The sequence below is a fragment of the Dickeya sp. Secpp 1600 genome, from assembly GCF_003049805.1.
Taxonomy (GTDB): domain Bacteria; phylum Pseudomonadota; class Gammaproteobacteria; order Enterobacterales; family Enterobacteriaceae; genus Dickeya; species Dickeya fangzhongdai.
In genome coordinates this window covers 4,554,673-4,577,303 of sequence record NZ_CP023484.1, presented here as the reverse complement: position 1 = coordinate 4,577,303, position 22,631 = coordinate 4,554,673, and the positions used below count along the sequence as shown (strand labels likewise).

Annotated in this window: 15 protein-coding genes, 1 tRNA gene and 3 rRNA genes; 15 read left to right on the top strand and 4 right to left on the bottom strand. The window is 55.6% G+C overall.

Annotated features, from left to right (window positions below; genetic code table 11):
- Positions 1–16: 16 nt before the first annotated feature.
- Positions 17–958, bottom strand: coding sequence for a methionyl-tRNA formyltransferase (fmt, locus tag CPA59_RS20345; RefSeq protein WP_100850232.1), 942 nt, complete (start codon positions 956–958; stop codon positions 17–19).
- A gap of 36 nt (positions 959–994) precedes the next feature.
- Positions 995–1,504 (bottom strand): peptide deformylase, encoded by a 510-nt coding sequence (gene def / locus CPA59_RS20340; protein WP_038920391.1) that lies wholly within the window; start codon positions 1,502–1,504, stop codon positions 995–997.
- Positions 1,505–1,616: 112 nt separating this feature from the next.
- Between def and dprA the strand changes: the two genes are divergently transcribed.
- From dprA to CPA59_RS20310, 6 genes are read left to right on the top strand one after another with little or no spacing between them, the layout of a single operon-like run.
- On the top strand, positions 1,617–2,750 hold the full coding sequence (gene dprA / locus CPA59_RS20335; RefSeq protein WP_107760914.1) for a DNA-protecting protein DprA: 1,134 nt from the start codon (positions 1,617–1,619) through the stop codon (positions 2,748–2,750).
- Positions 2,722–3,195: a DUF494 family protein gene (locus CPA59_RS20330; protein WP_038920390.1), complete on the top strand. Its 474-nt coding sequence runs from the start codon at positions 2,722–2,724 to the stop codon at positions 3,193–3,195. Before dprA ends, CPA59_RS20330 begins: the two co-directional genes overlap by 29 nt.
- A 19-nt stretch (positions 3,196–3,214) precedes the next feature.
- Positions 3,215–3,775: a type I DNA topoisomerase gene (locus CPA59_RS20325; RefSeq protein ID WP_071605240.1), complete on the top strand. Its 561-nt coding sequence runs from the start codon at positions 3,215–3,217 to the stop codon at positions 3,773–3,775.
- Positions 3,768–4,337, top strand: a complete 570-nt coding sequence (gene tsaC, locus CPA59_RS20320) for an L-threonylcarbamoyladenylate synthase type 1 TsaC (RefSeq protein ID WP_107760581.1) — start codon at positions 3,768–3,770, stop codon at positions 4,335–4,337. Before CPA59_RS20325 ends, tsaC begins: the two co-directional genes overlap by 8 nt.
- Before the next feature lie 18 nt (positions 4,338–4,355).
- The gene (gene aroE / locus CPA59_RS20315; protein ID WP_107760912.1) at positions 4,356–5,183 is read left to right on the top strand and encodes a shikimate dehydrogenase; all 828 of its coding nucleotides are present in this window, start codon (positions 4,356–4,358) and stop codon (positions 5,181–5,183) included.
- Positions 5,180–5,449, top strand: a complete 270-nt coding sequence (locus CPA59_RS20310; protein WP_038920389.1) for a DUF1488 domain-containing protein — start codon at positions 5,180–5,182, stop codon at positions 5,447–5,449. The genes aroE and CPA59_RS20310 overlap by 4 nt, the downstream gene beginning before the upstream one ends.
- 18 nt (positions 5,450–5,467) lie before the next feature.
- On the opposite strand, the gene CPA59_RS20305 is transcribed toward CPA59_RS20310, so the two are convergent.
- The gene (locus CPA59_RS20305; RefSeq protein WP_038921142.1) at positions 5,468–6,013 is read right to left on the bottom strand and encodes a gamma carbonic anhydrase family protein; all 546 of its coding nucleotides are present in this window, start codon (positions 6,011–6,013) and stop codon (positions 5,468–5,470) included.
- Positions 6,014–6,478: 465 nt separating this feature from the next.
- On the opposite strand from CPA59_RS20305, the gene CPA59_RS20295 reads away from it, so the two are divergent.
- The 8 genes from CPA59_RS20295 (at position 6,479) to aceK (ending at position 17,918) form a co-directional block, all read left to right on the top strand.
- Positions 6,479–8,020 (top strand): 16S ribosomal RNA (locus CPA59_RS20295).
- An 86-nt stretch (positions 8,021–8,106) separates the two neighbouring features.
- A tRNA-Glu gene (locus tag CPA59_RS20290) sits at positions 8,107–8,182 on the top strand.
- Positions 8,183–8,375: 193 nt separating this feature from the next.
- Positions 8,376–11,280, top strand: a 23S ribosomal RNA gene (locus tag CPA59_RS20285).
- Between the two features lie 120 nt (positions 11,281–11,400).
- Positions 11,401–11,516 (top strand): 5S ribosomal RNA (gene rrf, locus CPA59_RS20280).
- The 16S, 23S and 5S rRNA genes sit together here with 1 tRNA gene alongside, the layout of an rRNA operon.
- Positions 11,517–11,931: 415 nt before the next feature.
- Complete coding sequence (gene metA / locus CPA59_RS20275) at positions 11,932–12,861, top strand: homoserine O-succinyltransferase (protein ID WP_038665129.1); 930 nt, start codon at positions 11,932–11,934, stop codon at positions 12,859–12,861.
- Between the two features lie 292 nt (positions 12,862–13,153).
- Entirely contained in the window at positions 13,154–14,752 is a 1,599-nt protein-coding gene (gene aceB, locus CPA59_RS20270; RefSeq protein ID WP_107760579.1) for a malate synthase A, read from the top strand.
- A 23-nt stretch (positions 14,753–14,775) separates the two neighbouring features.
- Entirely contained in the window at positions 14,776–16,083 is a 1,308-nt protein-coding gene (gene aceA, locus CPA59_RS20265) for an isocitrate lyase (RefSeq protein ID WP_038920387.1), read from the top strand.
- A gap of 77 nt (positions 16,084–16,160) precedes the next feature.
- Positions 16,161–17,918: a bifunctional isocitrate dehydrogenase kinase/phosphatase gene (gene aceK, locus CPA59_RS20260; protein ID WP_049854784.1), complete on the top strand. Its 1,758-nt coding sequence runs from the start codon at positions 16,161–16,163 to the stop codon at positions 17,916–17,918.
- 6 nt (positions 17,919–17,924) lie between these two features.
- On the opposite strand, the gene iclR is transcribed toward aceK, so the two are convergent.
- A complete protein-coding gene (iclR, locus tag CPA59_RS20255) occupies positions 17,925–18,755 on the bottom strand; it encodes a glyoxylate bypass operon transcriptional repressor IclR (protein WP_049854783.1) in 831 nt (276 codons plus the stop codon).
- Positions 18,756–18,919: 164 nt separating this feature from the next.
- Here iclR and metH point away from each other — a divergent pair, with 164 nt between their 5' ends.
- Positions 18,920–22,603, top strand: coding sequence for a methionine synthase (gene metH / locus CPA59_RS20250; RefSeq protein WP_038920385.1), 3,684 nt, complete (start codon positions 18,920–18,922; stop codon positions 22,601–22,603).
- The last annotated feature ends 28 nt before the right edge of the window (positions 22,604–22,631 follow it).

The window sequence follows — 22,631 nt, the reverse complement described above, 5'->3', positions numbered from 1 at the left end:
GGTCGGTACCGTGGTATCAGGCCAGTGTGTGGCCCGGGGTGAACCATTCGCGGCGAGAGTTAAGCAAATCCTGTGCTGACATGGCTTTTTTGCCCGAGGGTTGCAGGATCTGAATATTTAATACGCCGTCAGCGGTAGCAATCCGGATGCCGTCTTTGTCGGCAGCAAGTATGGTTCCCGGCTGTTGCTGATGCGAGGCGTCCAGCGCCTCGGCTTTCCAGACTTTTACCGGTCGTTCCTCAATCAGAAAATAGCTGACTGGCCACGGATTGAAGGCACGGATGCAGCGTTCCAGCTGTTTTGCCGACAATTGCCAGTCCAGACGCGCCTCTTCCTTGCTCAGTTTTTCTGCATAGGTTGCCAGGCTGTCGTCCTGTGCTTCGGCGGTCACCTGAGAGGCGGACAATTGCGCCAGTGTATCCATTAATCCCTGAGGACCCAGCTTTGCCAGCTTGTCATACAGTGTGGCGCTGGTGTCATCCGGCAGAATCGGGCATTCGATTTTGTGAAGCATGGCGCCAGTATCCAGCCCGGCGTCCATCTGCATGATCGTGACTCCCGTCTGTGCATCGCCAGCCCAGAGCGCGCGCTGTATCGGCGCCGCTCCACGCCAGCGCGGCAGCAGCGAACCATGCACATTGATGCACCCCAGGCGAGGCATATCCAGTACGGCTTGCGGCAGGATGAGGCCATAGGCAACCACAACCATTACATCAGCGCCCAGTTCCGCCACCAGTTGTTGATTCTCAACAGGGCGTAATGATTTGGGTTGGAATACCGGAATACCATGCTGTTCAGCCAGCACTTTAACCGGGCTGGGCGTCAGCTTGTTGCCGCGGCCTGCCGGGCGGTCCGGTTGGGTGAACACACCGACAACCTCATGCTCTGACGATAGCAGCGCTGCAAGATGCTGTGCGGCGAAATCAGGCGTTCCTGCGAAAATAATGCGTAATGACACGTGGTTTCCTGCCTGGAAATAGGTTTACGGGACTGCTTATGCCTTGCTGTTTTGTCTGGCCAATTTTTCCAGCTTCTGGCGGATGCGTTGGCGCTTCAGCGGCGACAGGTAGTCGATAAACAGTTTGCCGACCAGGTGATCCATTTCATGCTGAATGCAAATCGCCAGCAAGCCGTCGGCTTCCAACTCAAACGGGTTACCTTCGCGATCCAGCGCGCGCACTTTGACGTGTTCTGCCCGCGGAACCAGCGCGCGAGTTTCAGGAATGGACAAACAGCCTTCTTCAATTCCGGTATCACCAGATTTCTCCAGCAGTTCCGGGTTGATCAAGACCAGTCGTTGATCCCGTTCTTCTGAAACATCGATCACGATGATGCGCTGATGGATATCAACTTGCGTGGCCGCGAGGCCAATGCCTTCTTCCTCGTACATGGTATCGAACATATCGTCCACGATACGCTGAATCTCTGCATTAACTTCTTTTACCGGCTGCGCCTTAATGCGAAGCCGCTCATCGGGGAAATGTAATACTTGCAACACTGACATATATGTTTAGATCTGTATTCAGGTGGTTAGAATGCTCCAGTCTTTATTGTAGACATTTCCGAGGGTGATTGACAGCATCACGGCCATGGCACAGCAGGATGCGGAGTGGGATATGACGGATATGGAAATCTGGTTGCGTCTGGCGTCGGTTAAGGGCCTTGGCGCCAAAAGGTGCGCCGCATTGTTCGGTCAATTGCAGGCCGAAAACTCGTATCCGGCGGGATATCTGAAATCGCTTGGCCTAACGGAAAGTCAGACCGAGCAGTTTCTCGCTCTGAGCGATCTGGATATCCAGAATACAGTGCATTGGCTGGAAACGCCGGATCATCACCTGGTGACATTCAACAGCGCCGATTATCCCCCTTTGCTCAGTAACATTGCTTCGCCTCCGGTATGTTTGTATGTCGCCGGAGATGTTGGCGTACTGTCATCTCCGCAGATTGCGGTGATTGGCAGTCGCAACAATAGCGCTTACGGCGAACAGTGGGGGCATGTCTTCAGCCAGCAACTCAGTCTGAATCATCTGACCATAACCAGCGGGCTTGCTGTGGGGATCGATGGTATTGCCCATCAGGCCGCCCTGCAGGCGGGAGGGAAAACCATTGCGGTATTGGGGAGCGGATTAAACCAGCTTTATCCGCGCCGGCATCTGACGCTGGCGGATGCAATTGTGCAGCAGCGTGGGGCTCTGGTGTCTGAGTTTCCTCTGAATACTCGGCCGTTGCCGGTGAATTTCCCTCGCCGCAATCGCATCATCAGCGGATTAAGCCTGGGCGTTCTGGTGGTGGAGGCATCGATGCGTAGTGGCTCGCTGGTGACGGCGCGTTATGCGTTGGAACAAAATCGCGAGGTATTCGCTCTGCCCGGTCCGATTGGCAATCCGATGACGGAAGGTAATCACTGGCTAATACAGCAAGGGGCCAGCCTGGTTATCCAACCTCAGGACATTTTTGAACAACTCCATAATGGACTGCGCTGGTTTGCCGATATTCCTAGTGAGGGCGTTCCGGGAATTATTTGTGCGACGGAAGACGAACTGGAATTGCCATTTGCTGATGTGTTGGCTACCGTAGGAGATGAGGTTACACCTGTTGACGTTGTCGCTGAACGTGCCGGCCAACCTGTGCCAGAGGTGGTGATTAAGTTACTGGATCTGGAGTTAGCAGGGTGGATCGCAGCTGTACCCGGCGGCTATGTCCGTATAAGGAGGGCAGGCCATGTTCGACGTACTAATGTACTTGTTTGAAACTTACATCCACAATGAAACCGAAATGCGTGTCGATCAGGATACGTTGACTGATGACCTCACCCGCGCGGGATTTGATCGTGACGATATCTACAGCGCGCTGGACTGGCTTGAAAAACTAGCCGACTTGCAGGAAGGGCAAACCCCGCCACTGGCGTTGGCCAGCGACCCTCTGGCGTTGCGCATTTACACCGCTGAAGAGGAACAACGTCTGGATGTGGATTGTCGCGGCTTTCTGCTGTTTCTTGAGCAGATTAAAGTGCTCAATCTGGAAACCCGCGAGATGGTCATTGATCGGGTGATGGCGCTTGAAACGCAGGATTTTGACCTGGAAGATCTAAAATGGGTCATTCTGATGGTGCTGTTCAATGTGCCAGGTTGCGAAAATGCTTATCAGCAAATGGAAGATTTACTCTTTGAAGCCAATGAAGGGTATTTGCAGTAGTCGGGAATCAAAGTAAATCATGGCTAAAACCATACTTATTGCTGAAAAGCCGCAGCAGGTGTGCCCTGAATGTGGGGCCGTGTTGGTTATCCGTTCCGGGCAGCACGGCCCGTTTCTTGGTTGTTCCCGTTATCCTGAATGCCATTATATTCGACCGCTTAAAGCCTATGCTGATGGGCATGTGGTGAAAGTGCTGGATGGGCAGCATTGCCCTCGTTGCCAGTCGGCGCTGGTGCTGCGTCAGGGGCGTTATGGCATGTTCATCTGTTGCAGTAACTATCCTGAATGCGAGCATACGGAAGCCATCGATCGCCCGGATGAAACGACCCTGACATGTCCCCAGTGCCATGACGGCCGATTGCTTCAGCGTAAATCTCGTTATGGCAAGACGTTTCACTCCTGCGAACGTTATCCTGCCTGTCAATTCACGCTGAATCACAAGCCGATCGCGGGGGAATGCGAATACTGCCATTACCCGTTATTGATAGAGAAGAAAACTGCGCAGGGCGTAAGACGCTTTTGTGCCAGTAAATTGTGTGGAAAGCCGGTATCGGCTGAAGAAAGTCATTGTGATGAGTAATTTAAATTCTGAAGATTTAGCACCGTTGTTACAGCAACTGCGGGAAGAAAATGTGATCGCCTACCCAACGGAGGCTGTATTTGGGCTTGGGTGTGATCCCGACAGTGAAACGGCGGTAGAACGTTTGTTGGCGTTGAAACAACGCCCACGTGAAAAAGGGCTGATCCTGATTGCGGCGGATTTTCAGCAACTGGAACCTTATGTCGACATGTCGGCCTTGTCGAACATTCAGCGCCAGACCATCTTTGCCTCCTGGCCCGGGCCGGTTACCTGGGTGCTTCCGGCCAAAACGGTAACGCCGGATTGGCTGACCGGGCGGTTCACCTCACTGGCGGTGCGAGTGAGCGATCACCCGCTGGTTAAGCTGCTGTGTCTGGCGTTCGGAAAGCCGCTGGTTTCTACCAGTGCAAATCTGAGCGGCCAGCCGCCGTGTCGTACAGTCAGTGAAGTGGTGGCGCAGTTTGGCGAGCGTTTTCCTGTCCTGAATGGAGAGGTTGGCGGCCGCCTGAATCCATCGGAAATTCGTGATGCCTTGACGGGAGAAATGTTGCGTCAGGGGTAGCAAGTATTGGAGAACAAGGTGTCCGTGAGTCAATCTTTTGCGGTTTTTGGTCATCCTATTGCGCACAGCAAATCGCCGCGCATTCATGCGTTATTTGCCGAGCAGACGGGGATCTCGCTGACCTACGAGCGAATACTGGCGCCGTTGGATGGTTTTGAGGACAGCCTGAACGCGTTTTTTCAACATGGAGCATGCGGCGCCAATGTGACGGCTCCGTTCAAGGAACGCGCATGTGCGGCTATGGATGAGTTGAGCGAACGTGCTCGTTCCGCTGGCGCCGTCAATACGATCCAAAGGAAAGGCGATGGTTCGCTTTATGGCGACAATACTGACGGTATTGGTCTGCTGAGTGATTTGCAGCAGCATGAATTTATCCAGCCTCATAATCGGGTGTTGCTGGTGGGGGCGGGGGGCGCAGCACGCGGCGTTATTCAGCCTTTGCTGGCGTACGGATGCGAGTTAATTATCGCTAACCGCACATTTGCCAGAGCTGATGCACTGGCTGAACATTTCAGCCGCTATGGTCAGGTGAGCGCGTTGCCGATGGAAAAGTTGGGTAGTCATCATTTTGATTTGATTATCAATGCTACCTCATCGGGGGTAGCGGGCGATGTTCCTGATCTGCCAGCCTCTCTAATTTCTCCTGATGTGTGTTGCTATGACATGTTTTATCAGTCGGAACCGACCCCTTTTTTGACGTGGTGCATCCGGCAGGGGGCACAACGTTATGTTGACGGAATGGGGATGCTGGTCTGGCAGGCGGCGCATGCGTTCAATTTGTGGCATGGCGTCATGCCGGATGTCGTACCGGTAATTCATAAAATGAAACAGGAACTGGGAACATGAATCAGGCGATTCAGTTTCCAGATCGGGAATGGTGGAGTGATCATGATGGGGCGATCATTTTTCCGGCCCTGGTCGGCGGGTTCCAGCGCGAGTGCGTGATTAGACGATATGTTCTGCTGGAACGCTATGGTGATGTGCAGCCGGAACAGTGGCTGTCACTGTTCCGTGAACATCGCTGGGATTGGGAAGATGAGTTTGAACGCTTGATTCGTGATGATGAATACGACGAGCAAGGGCGCTTTCTGTTTAGTGATGAAATTCATTGATGAAAAGCGCCAATTGCTTCACTGGTGTGATTGGCTTAGATATTCGTCTTTCCAGCGCACATAGTTATTGGATGAATAAAGCAGCCCTTCCAGTTCCTGCTCTGTCAGTGGGCGAACCTTTTTAGCTGGACTACCAAGATAAAGGTAACCTTTCTCCAGCGTCTTTCCCGGTGAAACCAGACTACCCGCACCAATGATGACGTCATCTTCAACGGTGACGCCATCAAGAAGAATTGAACCCATGCCCACCAGAACACGATTGCCGATCGTGCAACCATGCAGCATGGCTTTGTGCCCGACGGTAACGTCTTCCCCAATAATTAATGGATTTCCATTCACGTTTTTTTCCGAACAGTGGGTTACGTGCAAGACGCTGCCATCCTGAATATTGGAGCGGGACCCAATCCGGATGAAGTTGACATCACCCCGGATGACCACTAATGGCCAGATGCTCACATCATCCGCCAGTGTGACCTCCCCGATAACTACACTGGAAGGATCCACCATGACGTTTTTACCGATAACCGGCAGCGCTCCTTTAAACGGGCGTAATGCCTCGGACATATGCCGCATCTCCTAAAGTTAATATTACGGATCCCGGATCCTTGGTTGGATCCGGCTTTATTGCTCAGAAAATAGCGTTGCCTGCACAATAACTCAACGTAAGGGTGGAAAAATGCGCGAACGGAAAAAAAGATTGAGAAAGTGGTTGTGTAACCCGTTCGGATCCCTATAATGCGCATCCACTGACACGGCAACGGCGATGAGCCGGCGCGGTGTGAGGCAGAGAAAGCGAGAAAAAAGTCGTTGACTCTGAATGAGGAAAGCGTAGTATACGCCACCTCGCGACAGCAGGCTGCAAGCCGGTCGCACTGCTCTTTAACAATCAATCAGACAATCTGTGTGGGCACTCGCAGGACGCTTCACTAAAATATTTGTGAAAAGTCTTGAAGAGTGACAACAGTTAATTCATACGAACTAACAGTAAATTCTTTGAGCACGTTTTCTTCGGAAAACACATCAAACTTTAAATTGAAGAGTTTGATCATGGCTCAGATTGAACGCTGGCGGCAGGCCTAACACATGCAAGTCGAGCGGCAGCGGGGGGAAGCTTGCTTCCCCGCCGGCGAGCGGCGGACGGGTGAGTAATGTCTGGGGATCTGCCTGATGGAGGGGGATAACTACTGGAAACGGTAGCTAATACCGCATAACGTCGCAAGACCAAAGTGGGGGACCTTCGGGCCTCACGCCATCGGATGAACCCAGATGGGATTAGCTAGTAGGTGGGGTAACGGCTCACCTAGGCGACGATCCCTAGCTGGTCTGAGAGGATGACCAGCCACACTGGAACTGAGACACGGTCCAGACTCCTACGGGAGGCAGCAGTGGGGAATATTGCACAATGGGGGAAACCCTGATGCAGCCATGCCGCGTGTGTGAAGAAGGCCTTCGGGTTGTAAAGCACTTTCAGCGGGGAGGAAGGCGACAAGGTTAATAACCTTGTCGATTGACGTTACCCGCAGAAGAAGCACCGGCTAACTCCGTGCCAGCAGCCGCGGTAATACGGAGGGTGCAAGCGTTAATCGGAATGACTGGGCGTAAAGCGCACGCAGGCGGTCTGTTAAGTTGGATGTGAAATCCCCGGGCTTAACCTGGGAACTGCATTCAAAACTGACAGGCTAGAGTCTCGTAGAGGGGGGTAGAATTCCAGGTGTAGCGGTGAAATGCGTAGAGATCTGGAGGAATACCGGTGGCGAAGGCGGCCCCCTGGACGAAGACTGACGCTCAGGTGCGAAAGCGTGGGGAGCAAACAGGATTAGATACCCTGGTAGTCCACGCTGTAAACGATGTCGATTTGGAGGTTGTGCCCTTGAGGCGTGGCTTCCGGAGCTAACGCGTTAAATCGACCGCCTGGGGAGTACGGCCGCAAGGTTAAAACTCAAATGAATTGACGGGGGCCCGCACAAGCGGTGGAGCATGTGGTTTAATTCGATGCAACGCGAAGAACCTTACCTACTCTTGACATCCAGCGAAGACTGCAGAGATGCGGTCGTGCCTTCGGGAACGCTGAGACAGGTGCTGCATGGCTGTCGTCAGCTCGTGTTGTGAAATGTTGGGTTAAGTCCCGCAACGAGCGCAACCCTTATCCTCTGTTGCCAGCACTACGGGTGGGAACTCAGGGGAGACTGCCGGTGATAAACCGGAGGAAGGTGGGGATGACGTCAAGTCATCATGGCCCTTACGAGTAGGGCTACACACGTGCTACAATGGCGTATACAAAGAGAAGCGACCTCGCGAGAGCAAGCGGACCTCATAAAGTACGTCGTAGTCCGGATTGGAGTCTGCAACTCGACTCCATGAAGTCGGAATCGCTAGTAATCGTAGATCAGAATGCTACGGTGAATACGTTCCCGGGCCTTGTACACACCGCCCGTCACACCATGGGAGTGGGTTGCAAAAGAAGTAGGTAGCTTAACCTTCGGGAGGGCGCTTACCACTTTGTGATTCATGACTGGGGTGAAGTCGTAACAAGGTAACCGTAGGGGAACCTGCGGTTGGATCACCTCCTTACCGAGCTGAAGTGCCTGCGTGGTGTCCACACAGATTGTCTGATGATAAGAAAGAGTCAAAAGCGTCTTGCGAAGCTGACAAGTGATGTCCCCTTCGTCTAGAGGCCCAGGACACCGCCCTTTCACGGCGGTAACAGGGGTTCGAATCCCCTAGGGGACGCCAATATGACTGACAGTGGGTGAAAGGCACGGTCAACGCTAACCTAAAACTGATTAGTGATAGTCAGGTTTATGTTATCTGCTCTTTAACAATCCGGAACAAGCTGAAAATTTGAAACGACGGCATATGAGTGTGAATTCATGTGTTGTTCGAGTCTCTCAATATACCCGCATCCCGAGACACTTTCGGGTTGTGAGGTTAAGCGACTAAGCGTACACGGTGGATGCCTAGGCAGTCAGAGGCGATGAAGGGCGTGCTAATCTGCGAAAAGCGTCGGCAAGGTGATATGAACCGTTATACCCGACGATACCCGAATGGGGAAACCCAGTGTGACTCGTCACACTATCATTAACTGAATCCATAGGTTAATGAGGCGAACCGGGGGAACTGAAACATCTCAGTACCCCGAGGAAAAGAAATCAACCGAGATTCCCCCAGTAGCGGCGAGCGAACGGGGAGCAGCCCAGAACCTGAATCGGCTTGTGTGTCAGTGGAAGCGTCTGGAAAGTCGCACGATACAGGGTGAAAGTCCCGTACACGAAGATGCACAGGCCGTGAGTTCGATGAGTAGGGCGGGACACGTGGTATCCTGTCTGAACATGGGGGGACCATCCTCCAAGGCTAAATACTCCTGACTGACCGATAGTGAACCAGTACCGTGAGGGAAAGGCGAAAAGAACCCCGGCGAGGGGAGTGAAATAGAACCTGAAACCGTGTACGTACAAGCAGTGGGAGCACCTTTTAGGTGTGACTGCGTACCTTTTGTATAATGGGTCAGCGACTTATATTCTGTAGCAAGGTTAACCGCATAGGGGAGCCGCAGGGAAACCGAGTCTTAACTGGGCGTTAAGTTGCAGGGTATAGACCCGAAACCCGGTGATCTAGCCATGGGCAGGTTGAAGGTTGGGTAACACTAACTGGAGGACCGAACCGACTAATGTTGAAAAATTAGCGGATGACTTGTGGCTGGGGGTGAAAGGCCAATCAAACCGGGAGATAGCTGGTTCTCCCCGAAAGCTATTTAGGTAGCGCCTCGTGAATTCATCTCCGGGGGTAGAGCACTGTTTCGGCTAGGGGCCATCCCGGCTTACCAACCCGATGCAAACTGCGAATACCGGAGAATGTTATCACGGGAGACACACGGCGGGTGCTAACGTCCGTCGTGAAGAGGGAAACAACCCAGACCGCCAGCTAAGGTCCCAAAGTCATGGTTAAGTGGGAAACGATGTGGGAAGGCCCAGACAGCCAGGATGTTGGCTTAGAAGCAGCCATCATTTAAAGAAAGCGTAATAGCTCACTGGTCGAGTCGGCCTGCGCGGAAGATGTAACGGGGCTAAAACCATGCACCGAAGCTGCGGCAGCGACGCTTAGGCGTTGTTGGGTAGGGGAGCGTTCTGTAAGCCGTTGAAGGTGGACTGTGAGGTCTGCTGGAGGTATCAGAAGTGCGAATGCTGACATAAGTAACGATAATGCGGGTGAAAAACCCGCACGCCGGAAGACCAAGGGTTCCTGTCCAACGTTAATCGGGGCAGGGTGAGTCGACCCCTAAGGCGAGGCTGAAAAGCGTAGTCGATGGGAAACAGGTTAATATTCCTGTACTTGGTGTTACTGCGAAGGGGGGACGGAGAAGGCTATGTCATCCGGGCGACGGTTGTCCCGGTTTAAGCGTGCAGGTGGGTGGACCAGGCAAATCCGGTCTGCCGTAACACTGAGGCGTGATGACGAGGTACTACGGTACTGAAGTGACAGATGCCCTGCTTCCAGGAAAAGCCTCTAAGCATCAGGTAACATTGAATCGTACCCCAAACCGACACAGGTGGTCAGGTAGAGAATACTCAGGCGCTTGAGAGAACTCGGGTGAAGGAACTAGGCAAAATGGTGCCGTAACTTCGGGAGAAGGCACGCTGGGCATGGTGAAGTCCCTTGCGGATGGAGCTGAGCCCAGTCGCAGATACCAGCTGGCTGCAACTGTTTAATAAAAACACAGCACTGTGCAAACACGAAAGTGGACGTATACGGTGTGACGCCTGCCCGGTGCCGGAAGGTTAATTGATGGGGTTATCCGTAAGGAGAAGCTCTTGATCGAAGCCCCGGTAAACGGCGGCCGTAACTATAACGGTCCTAAGGTAGCGAAATTCCTTGTCGGGTAAGTTCCGACCTGCACGAATGGCGTAATGATGGCCAGGCTGTCTCCACCCGAGACTCAGTGAAATTGAACTCGCTGTGAAGATGCAGTGTACCCGCGGCAAGACGGAAAGACCCCGTGAACCTTTACTATAGCTTGACACTGAACCTTGAGCCTTGATGTGTAGGATAGGTGGGAGGCTTTGAAGTGTGGACGCCAGTCTGCATGGAGCCAACCTTGAAATACCACCCTTTAATGTTTGATGTTCTAACGTGGACCCGTGAACCGGGTTGCGGACAGTGTCTGGTGGGTAGTTTGACTGGGGCGGTCTCCTCCCAAAGAGTAACGGAGGAGCACGAAGGTTAGCTAATCCTGGTCGGACATCAGGAGGTTAGTGCAAAGGCATAAGCTAGCTTGACTGCGAGAGTGACGGCTCGAGCAGGTGCGAAAGCAGGTCTTAGTGATCCGGTGGTTCTGAATGGAAGGGCCATCGCTCAACGGATAAAAGGTACTCCGGGGATAACAGGCTGATACCGCCCAAGAGTTCATATCGACGGCGGTGTTTGGCACCTCGATGTCGGCTCATCACATCCTGGGGCTGAAGTAGGTCCCAAGGGTATGGCTGTTCGCCATTTAAAGTGGTACGCGAGCTGGGTTTAGAACGTCGTGAGACAGTTCGGTCCCTATCTGCCGTGGGCGCTGGAAGATTGAGGGGGGTTGCTCCTAGTACGAGAGGACCGGAGTGAACGCACCACTGGTGTTCGGGTTGTGATGCCAATTGCATTGCCCGGTAGCTAAGTGCGGAAGAGATAACCGCTGAAAGCATCTAAGCGGGAAACTTGCCCCGAGATGAGTCTTCCCTGGGAACTTGATTCCCCTGAAGGGACGTTCGAGACGAGGACGTTGATAGGCTGGGTGTGTAAGCGTAGCGATACGTTGAGCTAACCAGTACTAATGACCCGGGAGGCTTAACCTTACAACACCGAAGGTGTTTTGGTGAGAGAGACGAGAAAGAATTTGGCTTGTTCGACGGATGGATTCTGATGGTTGTGCGGCGCGGTAGCGTGGGCATGACGGTTGGAATGAAAAGAATTTGCCTGGCGGCGAGAGCGCGGTGGTCCCACCTGACCCCATGCCGAACTCAGAAGTGAAACGCCGTAGCGCCGATGGTAGTGTGGGGTCTCCCCATGCGAGAGTAGGGAACTGCCAGGCATCACATAAGGAACCCCCGGTTATGCCGGGGGTTTTTTGCTTTGGGGCGTGGTGGCAGAACCGAGTGCCAGGGCGGAGATGGCCGGCGGCCCGGTGTTTTTTACTACCCTACCGCCTTGTCCTTTTCCTGATCTTTTGAACGCTGTCTGATATTTTTTTCACTTTTCTGCAATACCTTCTCTTTATCTCTCCCTCTCCATGGTTCTCATTACTCTGCATCAGCAGAGGAACCGTCTCGCTTTGCGTCATACTGTGTAATTCTTATGCTAAAAATAGATATATAAATCTGATTTCTGATGAAAGATTTTCAACCAGAAGGTTATGTACTCGACATTGCTCTGGAAAGTCGTTATCTTCGGCAGCCTAGAAGGCTAAACGTATAAACGTATAAACGTATGCAGTGAGGTGTAAGGTTATGCCAATCCGGGTTCCTGATGAGTTGCCAGCTGTCAGCTTCTTGCGCAATGAAAACGTCTTTGTAATGCCGTCTTCCCGAGCTAGAACGCAGGAAATTCGTCCGTTGAAGGTGTTGGTGCTTAACCTGATGCCAAAGAAAATCGAAACGGAGAATCAGTTCCTGCGGCTCCTGTCGAATTCGCCACTGCAGGTGGATATTCAGTTGTTGCGCATCGATAGCCGGGAATCGAAGAACACGCCTACGGAGCACCTCAATAACTTCTACTGCGACTTTGAAGATATCGAGCACGAGAATTTTGACGGTTTGATCGTGACCGGCGCGCCGCTGGGGCTGGTGGATTTTTGCGATGTGGTGTACTGGCCGCAGATCGAGCGGGTGGTGAACTGGGCCAAAGAGCATGTCACTTCTACACTGTTTGTGTGTTGGGCGGTTCAGGCGGCGTTGAATGTGCTGTACGGCATCCCCAAGCTGACCCGTGACGTGAAATTATCCGGCGTGTATTCACACCATACGTTGCAACCGCATGCCCTGTTGACGCGCGGTTTTGACGAAACCTTTCTGGCACCACATTCCCGCTATGCGGATTTTCCTTCCGACGTGATTCGTGAGCACACCGATCTGGATATTCTGGTGGAGTCTGAGGAAGCCGGTGCCTACCTGTTTGCCAGTAAGGATAAGCGGCTGGCGTTTGTGACCGGGCACCCGGAGTACGATGCGCTGACATTATCGAGCGAGTATTTCCGTGACTACGATGCCGGCCTTAATCCAGTAATCCCGGTGAACTATTTTCCGGGGGATAACCCCCAGAAAACGCCGCGGGCGACCTGGCGTAGCCACGGCCATCTGCTGTTTTCCAACTGGCTGAATTACTACGTTTACCAGATCACGCCGTTCGATTTGCGTCATATGAATCCTACGCTGGATTGACGCTTTCCTCTCATTCTCTCCCGTCAGGCGCCTCATGGCGCCTTTTCTTTTTCCTGCTCAAGCGATCTCAGATTTCCTCCACTTACTATTCATGGAATGCATTTCTCTATTACGTATAACTTTAATTTTAAATTAATCATATGCTTGAATTGAATTTAAATTAAAAATGGAAATTGTTTTTGATTTTTAATTTTATTGAATTAGGCTTAGTTCTGTTGGCTGAAAAATGTTCGGAATGAGTTCGCAGATTGAACAGCCGATAAGGCGAGGACAACGGAATAGGAACGACGACATGACACAACAGACGATAAGCAGGGAACTGGTGTTCACCACCGCATTTGGTGAGGCAGAACGACAGATTCTGACGGCTGAGGCGGTGGATTTCCTCACCGCGTTGGTCAGCCGGTTCACTCCGCAGCGCAACCGTTTACTGGCTGAGCGCCAGGCGGTGCAGGCAAGAATTGATAACGGTGAATTACCCGGTTTCATTTCGGAAATGGATTCCATAAGTGAATCCGACTGGAAGATTCGTGGTATTCCTGCTGACCTGCTGGATCGCCGGGTAGAGATTACCGGCCCGGTGGAACGAAAAATGGTGATTAACGCCCTGAATGCCAACGTGAAAGTCTTTATGGCGGACTTTGAAGATTCGCTGGCGCCCAGTTGGCCGAAAGTGATTGAAGGGCAAATCAACTTGCGGGATGCGGTGCGCGGCGCCATCACCTACACCAGCGAGGCGGGAAAGATTTATCAGCTCAAGCCTGACCCGGCGGTGCTGATTTGTCGGGTGCGTGGCCTGCACCTGCCGGAAAAACACGTGTTGTGGAATGATGAACCCATCCCCGGCAGTCTGTTCGATTTTGCGCTCTATTTTTTCCATAACTACCGCCAGTTGCTGGCAAAAGGCAGCGGCCCCTATTTCTACCTGCCGAAAACCCAATCCTGGCAGGAGGCCGCCTGGTGGAGCGAGGTGTTCAGCTATACCGAAGAACGTTTTGGCCTGACGCGCGGCACTATCAAAGCCACCATCTTGATTGAAACCCTGCCTGCCGTGTTCCAGATGGACGAAATTCTCTATCACCTGCGCGACCACATTGTCGGGCTGAACTGCGGCCGTTGGGACTACATTTTCAGCTACATCAAGACGTTGAAAAATCACCCGGACCGGGTATTGCCGGACCGGCAATCAGTCACGATGGACAAACCGTTCCTGAACGCTTACTCGCGTTTGCTGATCAAAACCTGTCACCGGCGCGGCGCGTTTGCGATGGGCGGGATGGCCGCGTTCATTCCCAGCAAAGACGCGGAGCGCAACGCCTGGGTGCAGGAAAAAGTCAGGCAGGACAAGGAGCTGGAGGCTCGTAATGGTCATGACGGCACCTGGATCGCCCATCCCGGTCTTGCCGACACGGTGATGCCGGTATTCAATCGCCTGCTGGGCGATCGTCCCAATCAACTGGATGTGCTGCGTGAAGACGATGCGCCGGTGACCGCCGACGAACTGCTGGCGCCTTGTCCGGGGGAGCGTACCGAAGCCGGCATGCGCGCCAATATCCGCGTCGCGGTGCAATACATCGAAGCCTGGATTTCCGGCAACGGTTGTGTGCCGATTTACGGACTGATGGAGGATGCCGCCACCGCCGAGATCTCCCGTACCTCCATCTGGCAGTGGATTCACCACGGCAAAACCCTCAGTGACGGCAGGGTGGTGACCAAGTCGTTGTTTCGCCAGATGCTGGCGGAAGAGATGCAGGTTATCCGCGGCGAGCTGGGCGACGCCCGTTTCGACGACGGCCGTTTCGATGACGCCGGCCGTTTGATGGAACGCATCACCACGCAGGACGCATTAATCGATTTTCTCACCTTACCCGGTTACGACTTACTTGATTAATCCTGTTTAAAAAAGGAATCGCTATGAGCACCTCTCGTACCCAACAAATCGAGCAACTGGAACAAGAGTGGAACACGCCGCGCTGGAAAGGCATTACCCGCCCGTACCGCGCCGAGGATGTGGTGAATCTGCGCGGGTCGGTGAACCCCGCCTGTACGCTGGCGCAACTGGGCGCGGAAAAGCTGTGGAAGCTGTTGAACGGTAAGTCGCGTAAAGGCTACGTCAACTGCCTCGGCGCGTTGACCGGCGGGCAGGCGTTGCAGCAGGCGAAAGCCGGGCTGGAGGCGATATATCTGTCCGGCTGGCAGGTGGCGGCGGATGCCAACCTGGCCGCCAGCATGTACCCGGACCAGTCGCTCTACCCGTCCAACTCGGTGCCGTCGGTGGTGCAGCGTATCAACAACACCTTCCGGCGCGCGGATCAAATCCAGTGGGCCAACGGCATCGGGCAGGATGACCCGCGTTATACCGACTACTTTTTGCCGATCGTCGCCGATGCGGAAGCCGGTTTCGGCGGGGTGCTGAATGCGTTTGAACTGATGAAATCGATGATTGAAGCGGGCGCCGCCGCGGTCCATTTTGAAGACCAACTGGCGTCGGTGAAGAAGTGCGGCCATATGGGCGGCAAGGTGCTGGTGCCGACGCAGGAAGCGGTGCAGAAACTGGTGGCGGCCCGGCTGGCGGCGGATGTGCTGGGCGTGCCGACATTGCTGGTGGCGCGTACCGACGCCGACGCGGCCGATTTGCTGACCTCGGATTGTGATGATTACGACCGGGACTTCGTCACCGGCGAACGCACGGTGGAAGGGTTTTACCGCACCCGCGCCGGGGTGGAACAGGCGATCAGCCGCGGGCTGGCGTATGCCCCTTACGCCGACCTGGTGTGGTGTGAAACCTCAACGCCCGACCTGGCGCTGGCGCGGCGTTTCGCCGAGGCGATTCACACCCGTTTCCCCGGCAAACTGCTGGCCTACAACTGTTCGCCGTCGTTCAACTGGAAGAAGAATCTGGACGATCGCACCATCGCCCGTTTTCAGGATGAACTGTCGGAGATGGGGTACAAATACCAGTTCATCACGCTGGCGGGTATCCATAGCATGTGGTTCAACATGTTCGACCTGGCGCATGCCTATGCGCAGGGCGAAGGCATGAAGCACTACGTGGAGAAAGTACAGCAGCCGGAATTTGCGGCCATTAAACAAGGGTACACCTTCTCGTCTCACCAGCAGGAAGTGGGCACCGGTTATTTCGACAAGGTGACCACCCTGATTCAGGGCGGCGCGTCGTCCGTCACCGCGCTGACCGGTTCGACGGAAGAACAGCAGTTCTGAACCGGAAGATCGCACCATCGCGGCCAGCCTGATGCTGGCCGCGTGTCGTTACATCGATGGCGTCAGAGGAGAGGTGGATGAGTCGAGGTCGGGAACAACTGGTGGCGCAGACTATTCTGCAAGGGTTCGATGCGCAGTATGGCCGGTTTCTGGAAGTGACTGCCGGCGCACAGCAGCGCTTCGAGCAGGCGGACTGGCATGCGGTGCAGCAGGCGATGAAGCAGCGTATCCAGCTCTATGACCATCATGTCGGGCTGGTGGTGGAGCAACTGGGCTGCATCACCGACCGGCAGTGTTACGACGCGGCGTTCGTCGCGCGGGTCAAACAGATTTATACCGCGCTGTTGCCGGACTATCCGCGCTTCGAAATCGCGGAGAGCTTTTTCAACTCAGTGTATTGCCGGCTGTTTCATCACCGTGAACTGACGCCGGACAAACTGTTCGTGTTCAGTTCGCAGCCGGCACGGCGTTTTCAGGAAATTCCGCGTCCGCTGGCTCGTACTTACCAGCCCGACAACGGCTGGCCCGCGATGCTGGAAGCGGTGCTGACCGCTTTGCCGCTGCGGTTGCAGTGGGAAGACCTGACGCGAGACATCGGCTATGTGGTGCGGTCGCTGCGGGAAGCGTTCCCGGCGGCGTCGCTGGCAAACGCTTCGCTACAGGTGGCGAACGAGCTGTTTTACCGCAACAAAGCGGCCTGGCTGGTGGGGAAACTGCGTTTGCCGGGCGGCGTGTTTCCGTTTTTGCTGCCGATTCACCACAACGAGCGCGGCGCGCTGTTTATCGATACCTGCCTGACCCGCCATGCGGACGCCAGTATTGTGTTTGGTTTCGCCCGTTCCTACTTTATGGTTTACGCACCGCTGCCGTCGGCGCTGGTGGCCTGGCTGCGGGAGATTTTGCCGGGTAAAACCACCGCGGAGTTGTATCTGGCGATCGGCTGTCAGAAACACAGCAAGACCGAATATTACCGCGAGTACCTCGATTTCATCGCCAGTACGCAGGAGCCGTTCATTACCGCGCCGGGGGTAAAAGGAATGGTGATGCTGGTGTTCACGCTGCCGACTTTCGACCGGGTGTTCAAGGTGATCAAAGATCGGTTTGCACCGCAAAAAGAGGTCAGCGAAGCGCGGGTGCGGGAGTGTTACCGGCTGGTGAAGGAACACGACCGCGTCGGACGTATGGCGGACACTCAGGAGTATGAAAATTTCGTGCTGGAGAAAGCGCGCATCAGCCCGGAACTGCTGGCGGAATTATGGCGGGAAGTGCCGGACAAACTGGAAGACCTGGGCGACCGGCTGGTGATTCGCCATCTGTACATGGAGCGTCGCATGACGCCGCTGAATCTCTACCTGGAACAGGTCAACGGTCAGGCGCTGCGCGATGTGATTGAGGAGTACGGCAACGCCATCCGGCAACTGGCGGCGGCCAATATCTTTCCCGGCGATATGCTGTTCAAGAACTTCGGCGTCACCCGCCACGGCCGGGTAGTGTTTTATGACTACGACGAAATCTGCTATATGACCGAGGTGAATTTCCGCGACATTCCGCCGCCTCGCGATCCGGCGGACGAACTGGCGGCCGAACCCTGGTACAGCGTCGGGCCGAATGATGTGTTTCCGGAAGAGTTTCGCCAGTTTCTGTGCAGCGATCGCCGCTTGCTGCCGCTGTTTGAAGAGCTGCACGGCGATCTGTTTCGGGCTGAATACTGGCGGGCGTTGCAGCAGCGGATTCGCGACGGTCACATCGAAGATGTCTACGCTTACCGGCGCAGAAAACGCTTCAGCTTACGTTATGCCGACCCGGTAACGTCAGCGGACGCGCTGACGTTATAACGCCGGTCAGCGCGCGCCGCCGTACTGATAGGTGATCTCTTTCGCCGCCTTGATCACCAGCGCGCCCAGTTCGGTGATGCGATCATCGGTGATGCGGGATACCGGCCCGGAAATGGAGATAGCGGCAAACGCTTCGTGGTGTTCGTCGAGAATGCAGGCGGCGACACAGCGCAAGCCCAGCGCGTGTTCCTCATCGTCCAGCGCGTAGCCCTGCCGGCGAATGCTGATCAGGTTCTCCTTCAGCGTCTGGGCGCTGAGGGTGTGCGGGGTATAGCTGTGCAGCCCTTTGCGGTGCAGCAGCTGGGTGATTTTGTCGTCCGGCAGCATGGCGAGGAACGCTTTGCCGGCGCCGGACGCGTGCATCGGCAGTTTGCCGCCGATCGGCGCGGACATGCGCATCAGCGCGGTACACTGCACCTGATCGATGATAATGGCCTGATAATCACTCTGATCCAGCACCGCCAGATTCACCGTTTCACCAGAACTCTCCATCAACTGACGCAACATCGGGTGCACCAGACTGAGCAGATTACGGCTTTGCAGAAAGCTGCTGCCGACGATAAACGCATGGGTACCGATGGTCCACAATCCCAAATCGCCGACCTGGCGCACAAATCCCTGCTGCTGCATGGTGGTCAACAACCGATGGGTCGTGGAGTTGGGCAGGCCCGCCTGCTGGGCCAGGTCGGTCAGCGCGATGCTGCCGTTGGCTTTGGCGATGTATTCCAGCAGCGTCAGACCACGGGTCAACGACTGCACCTGTCCGGCAGGTTGAGCGGGGCTGGCGGCGGCAGCGCGGGGTTTTTTGCCGCGTTTGGCGGGTTCGGGTGGCGTCATCGTCGATTTCCTTTTTCATATCATGGAATCGATTTTCGTTTTTTTAGCGCAGAATGCAACCGTCTTGTCAGGCGGTTTTATCAACCGCGTACTGCGCTGGCGCGGCGGGCTGTTGTGCTAGGATAAAGGTTCGCACAGACGAGGGTGATAACGAGAATAAAATGATGGCAAATCGGTTACAGGCATTACAGCAGCAGCTGGCGCAACGCATTATGATTCTGGACGGCGGCATGGGCACCATGATCCAGAGCTACCGCCTGCAGGAAGAAGATTACCGCGGCGAACGTTTTGCCGACTGGCAGTGCGACCTGAAAGGCAATAACGACTTGCTGGTGCTGAGTAAACCGGAGGTGATCACCGCCATTCATAACGATTATCTGGCGGCGGGCGCGGATATTCTGGAAACCAACACCTTCAACGCCACCCGCATCGCCATGGCCGACTACGAGATGGAAGCGCTGTCGGCGGAAATCAATACCGTCGCCGCCCGGCTGGCGCGGGCCTGTGCCGACGAGTGGACGGCGCGTACGCCGGAGCGCCCACGCTATGTCGCCGGGGTGCTGGGGCCGACCAACCGCACCGCGTCGATCTCGCCGGACGTCAATGACCCGGCGTACCGTAATGTTAGCTTCGACCAACTGGTGGAAGCATACCGCGAATCGACCCGCGCGCTGGTTGAAGGCGGCGTTGATATCATCCTGATCGAAACCATTTTCGACACCCTGAACGCCAAAGCCGCCATTTTTGCGGTAGAAACCGAATTCGAAGCGCTGGGCGTCACGCTGCCGGTGATGATCTCCGGCACCATTACCGATGCCTCCGGCCGTACTCTGTCCGGCCAGACTACCGAAGCGTTTTATAACTCGCTACGTCACGCCCGGCCGCTGTCGTTCGGTCTTAACTGTGCGCTGGGACCGGACGAACTGCGTCAGTACGTGGCGGAACTGTCGCGCATCGCCGAGTGCTATGTGACCGCACACCCCAACGCCGGCTTGCCGAATGCCTTCGGCGAATACGATCTGGATGCGGACGAGATGGCGCGCCAGATTGGCGAGTGGGCGCAGTCCGGCTTCCTGAACATTATCGGCGGATGCTGCGGCACCACGCCTGAGCATATCGCCGCGATGGTTAAGGCCGTCGACGGCGTGGCGCCGCGCGCGTTGCCGACGCTGCCGGTGGCCTGCCGCCTGTCCGGGCTGGAGCCGCTGAACATCGGCGACGACACGCTGTTCGTTAACGTCGGCGAACGCACCAACGTCACCGGTTCCGCTAAATTCAAGCGCCTGATTAAAGAAGAAAAGTACAACGAGGCGCTGGACGTAGCGCGTCAGCAGGTGGAAAGCGGCGCGCAGATCATCGACATCAACATGGACGAGGGCATGCTCAACGCCGAAGCGGCGATGGTGCGTTTCCTTAACCTGATCGCCGGCGAACCGGATATCGCCCGGGTGCCGATCATGATCGACTCCTCCAAGTGGGACGTGGTGGAAGCCGGGCTGAAGTGCATTCAGGGCAAAGGTATCGTCAACTCGATTTCGATGAAAGAAGGCGTGGAGGCCTTTGTGCATCACGCCCGGCTGGTGCGCCGTTACGGCGCCGCCGTGGTGGTGATGGCGTTTGATGAAGTGGGGCAGGCGGATACCCGCGCGCGCAAGATTGAGATTTGCCGCCGCGCCTACCAGATCCTGACCGAAGAAGTCGGTTTCCCGTCGGAAGACATCATTTTCGACCCGAACATTTTTGCCGTCGCTACCGGCATTGATGAGCACAACAATTATGCGGTGGACTTTATCGAGGCCTGCGCCGACATCAAAGCCCAACTGCCGCACGCGCTGATTTCCGGCGGCGTGTCCAACGTGTCGTTCTCGTTTCGCGGCAACGAGCCGGTGCGCGAGGCGATTCACGCCGTGTTCCTGTATTACGCCATCCGCAACGGCATGGACATGGGCATCGTCAACGCCGGTCAGTTGGCGATCTACGATGATTTACCCGCCGAGCTGCGCGATGCGGTGGAAGACGTGATTCTCAACCGGCGCGACGACGGCACCGAACGGCTGCTGGCGATTGCCGAGAAATATCGCGGTAGTAAGTCCGACGACGACAGCAACAAAGGCGAGGCCGAATGGCGCGGCTGGCCGGTGAGAAAACGGCTGGAATACGCGCTGGTCAAAGGCATCACCGAGTTTATCGAGCAGGACACCGAAGAGGCGCGGGCGCAGTCGACTCGCCCTATCGAAGTGATCGAGGGGCCGCTGATGGACGGCATGAACGTGGTCGGCGACCTGTTCGGCGCCGGCAAAATGTTCCTGCCGCAGGTGGTGAAGTCGGCGCGAGTGATGAAACAGGCGGTGGCGTATCTGGAACCGTTCATTCAGGCCAGCAAAGAGCAGGGCTCCAGCGCCGGCAAGATCCTGCTGGCGACGGTGAAGGGCGACGTACACGACATCGGCAAGAACATCGTCGGCGTGGTATTGCAGTGCAACAACTATGAAATTATCGATCTGGGCGTGATGGTGCCGACCGACAAGATCCTCAAAACCGCGCGCGAGGAGAACGTCGATATCATCGGCCTGTCGGGGCTGATTACCCCGTCGCTGGATGAAATGGTCAACGTCGCCAAAGAGATGGAGCGCCAGGGCTTTACGCTGCCGTTGCTGATCGGCGGCGCCACCACTTCCAAGGCGCACACCGCGGTGAAGATCGAACAGAACTACAGCGGCCCGACGGTATACGTGCAGAATGCGTCGCGCTCGGTGGGCGTGGTGTCGGCGCTGCTGTCGGACAGCCAGCGCGACGACTTTGTGGCGCGCATTCGTAAGGAATACGAAACGGTGCGCATTCAGCATGGTCGCAAAAAACCGCGCACGCCGCCGGTGGCGTTGGGCGTGGCGCGCGACAACGCCATGCCGATCGACTGGGAAAGCTATACGCCGCCGGTGGCGCATCGCCTCGGCGTACAGCCGGTTTCCGCCGGCATCGAGACATTGCGTAACTACATCGACTGGACGCCATTCTTTATGACCTGGTCGCTGGCGGGCAAATACCCCAACATTCTTGAAGACGAAGTGGTGGGTGAGGAGGCCAAACGCCTGTTTGCCGATGCCAACGCCATGCTGGATACCCTGTCGGCCAGCGGCACCTTGAACCCGCGCGGGGTGGTGGGGCTGTTCCCGGCCAACCGGGTGGGCGATGACATCGAAATCTATACCGACGAGCGTCGTACCGAGGTGCTGACCGTCAGCCATCATCTGCGCCAGCAAACCGAAAAGACCGATTTTCCCAACTACTGTCTGGCGGATTTTGTCGCGCCGAAAACCAGCGGCAAGCCGGATTATTTCGGCGCGTTCGCGGTGACCGGCGGGCTGGAAGAGGACGAGCTGGCGGCGCAGTGGGAAGCGCAGCACGACGACTACAACAAGATCATGCTCAAAGCGCTGGCGGACCGGCTGGCGGAAGCGTTCGCCGAATACCTGCACGAGCGGGTGCGCAAGGTCCACTGGGGCTATGCGCCGAACGAGAACCTCGGCAATGACGAGCTGATCCGCGAGAACTATCAGGGCATCCGACCGGCGCCGGGTTACCCGGCCTGTCCGGACCACACCGAAAAAGCGACCATCTGGCAACTGCTGGATGTGGACAATACCGTCGGCATGAAACTCACCGAGTCCTACGCCATGTGGCCGGGCGCGTCGGTGTCCGGCTGGTACTTCAGCCACCCGGACAGCAAGTATTTCGCCGTGGCGCAAATTCAGCGCGACCAGGTGGAAGACTACGCCGCTCGTAAATCGTTGCCGATCGACGAGGTGGAGCGCTGGCTGGCGCCGAATCTGGGGTATGATGCGGATTGATATAAAAGTTATTCATGAAACGGAATAA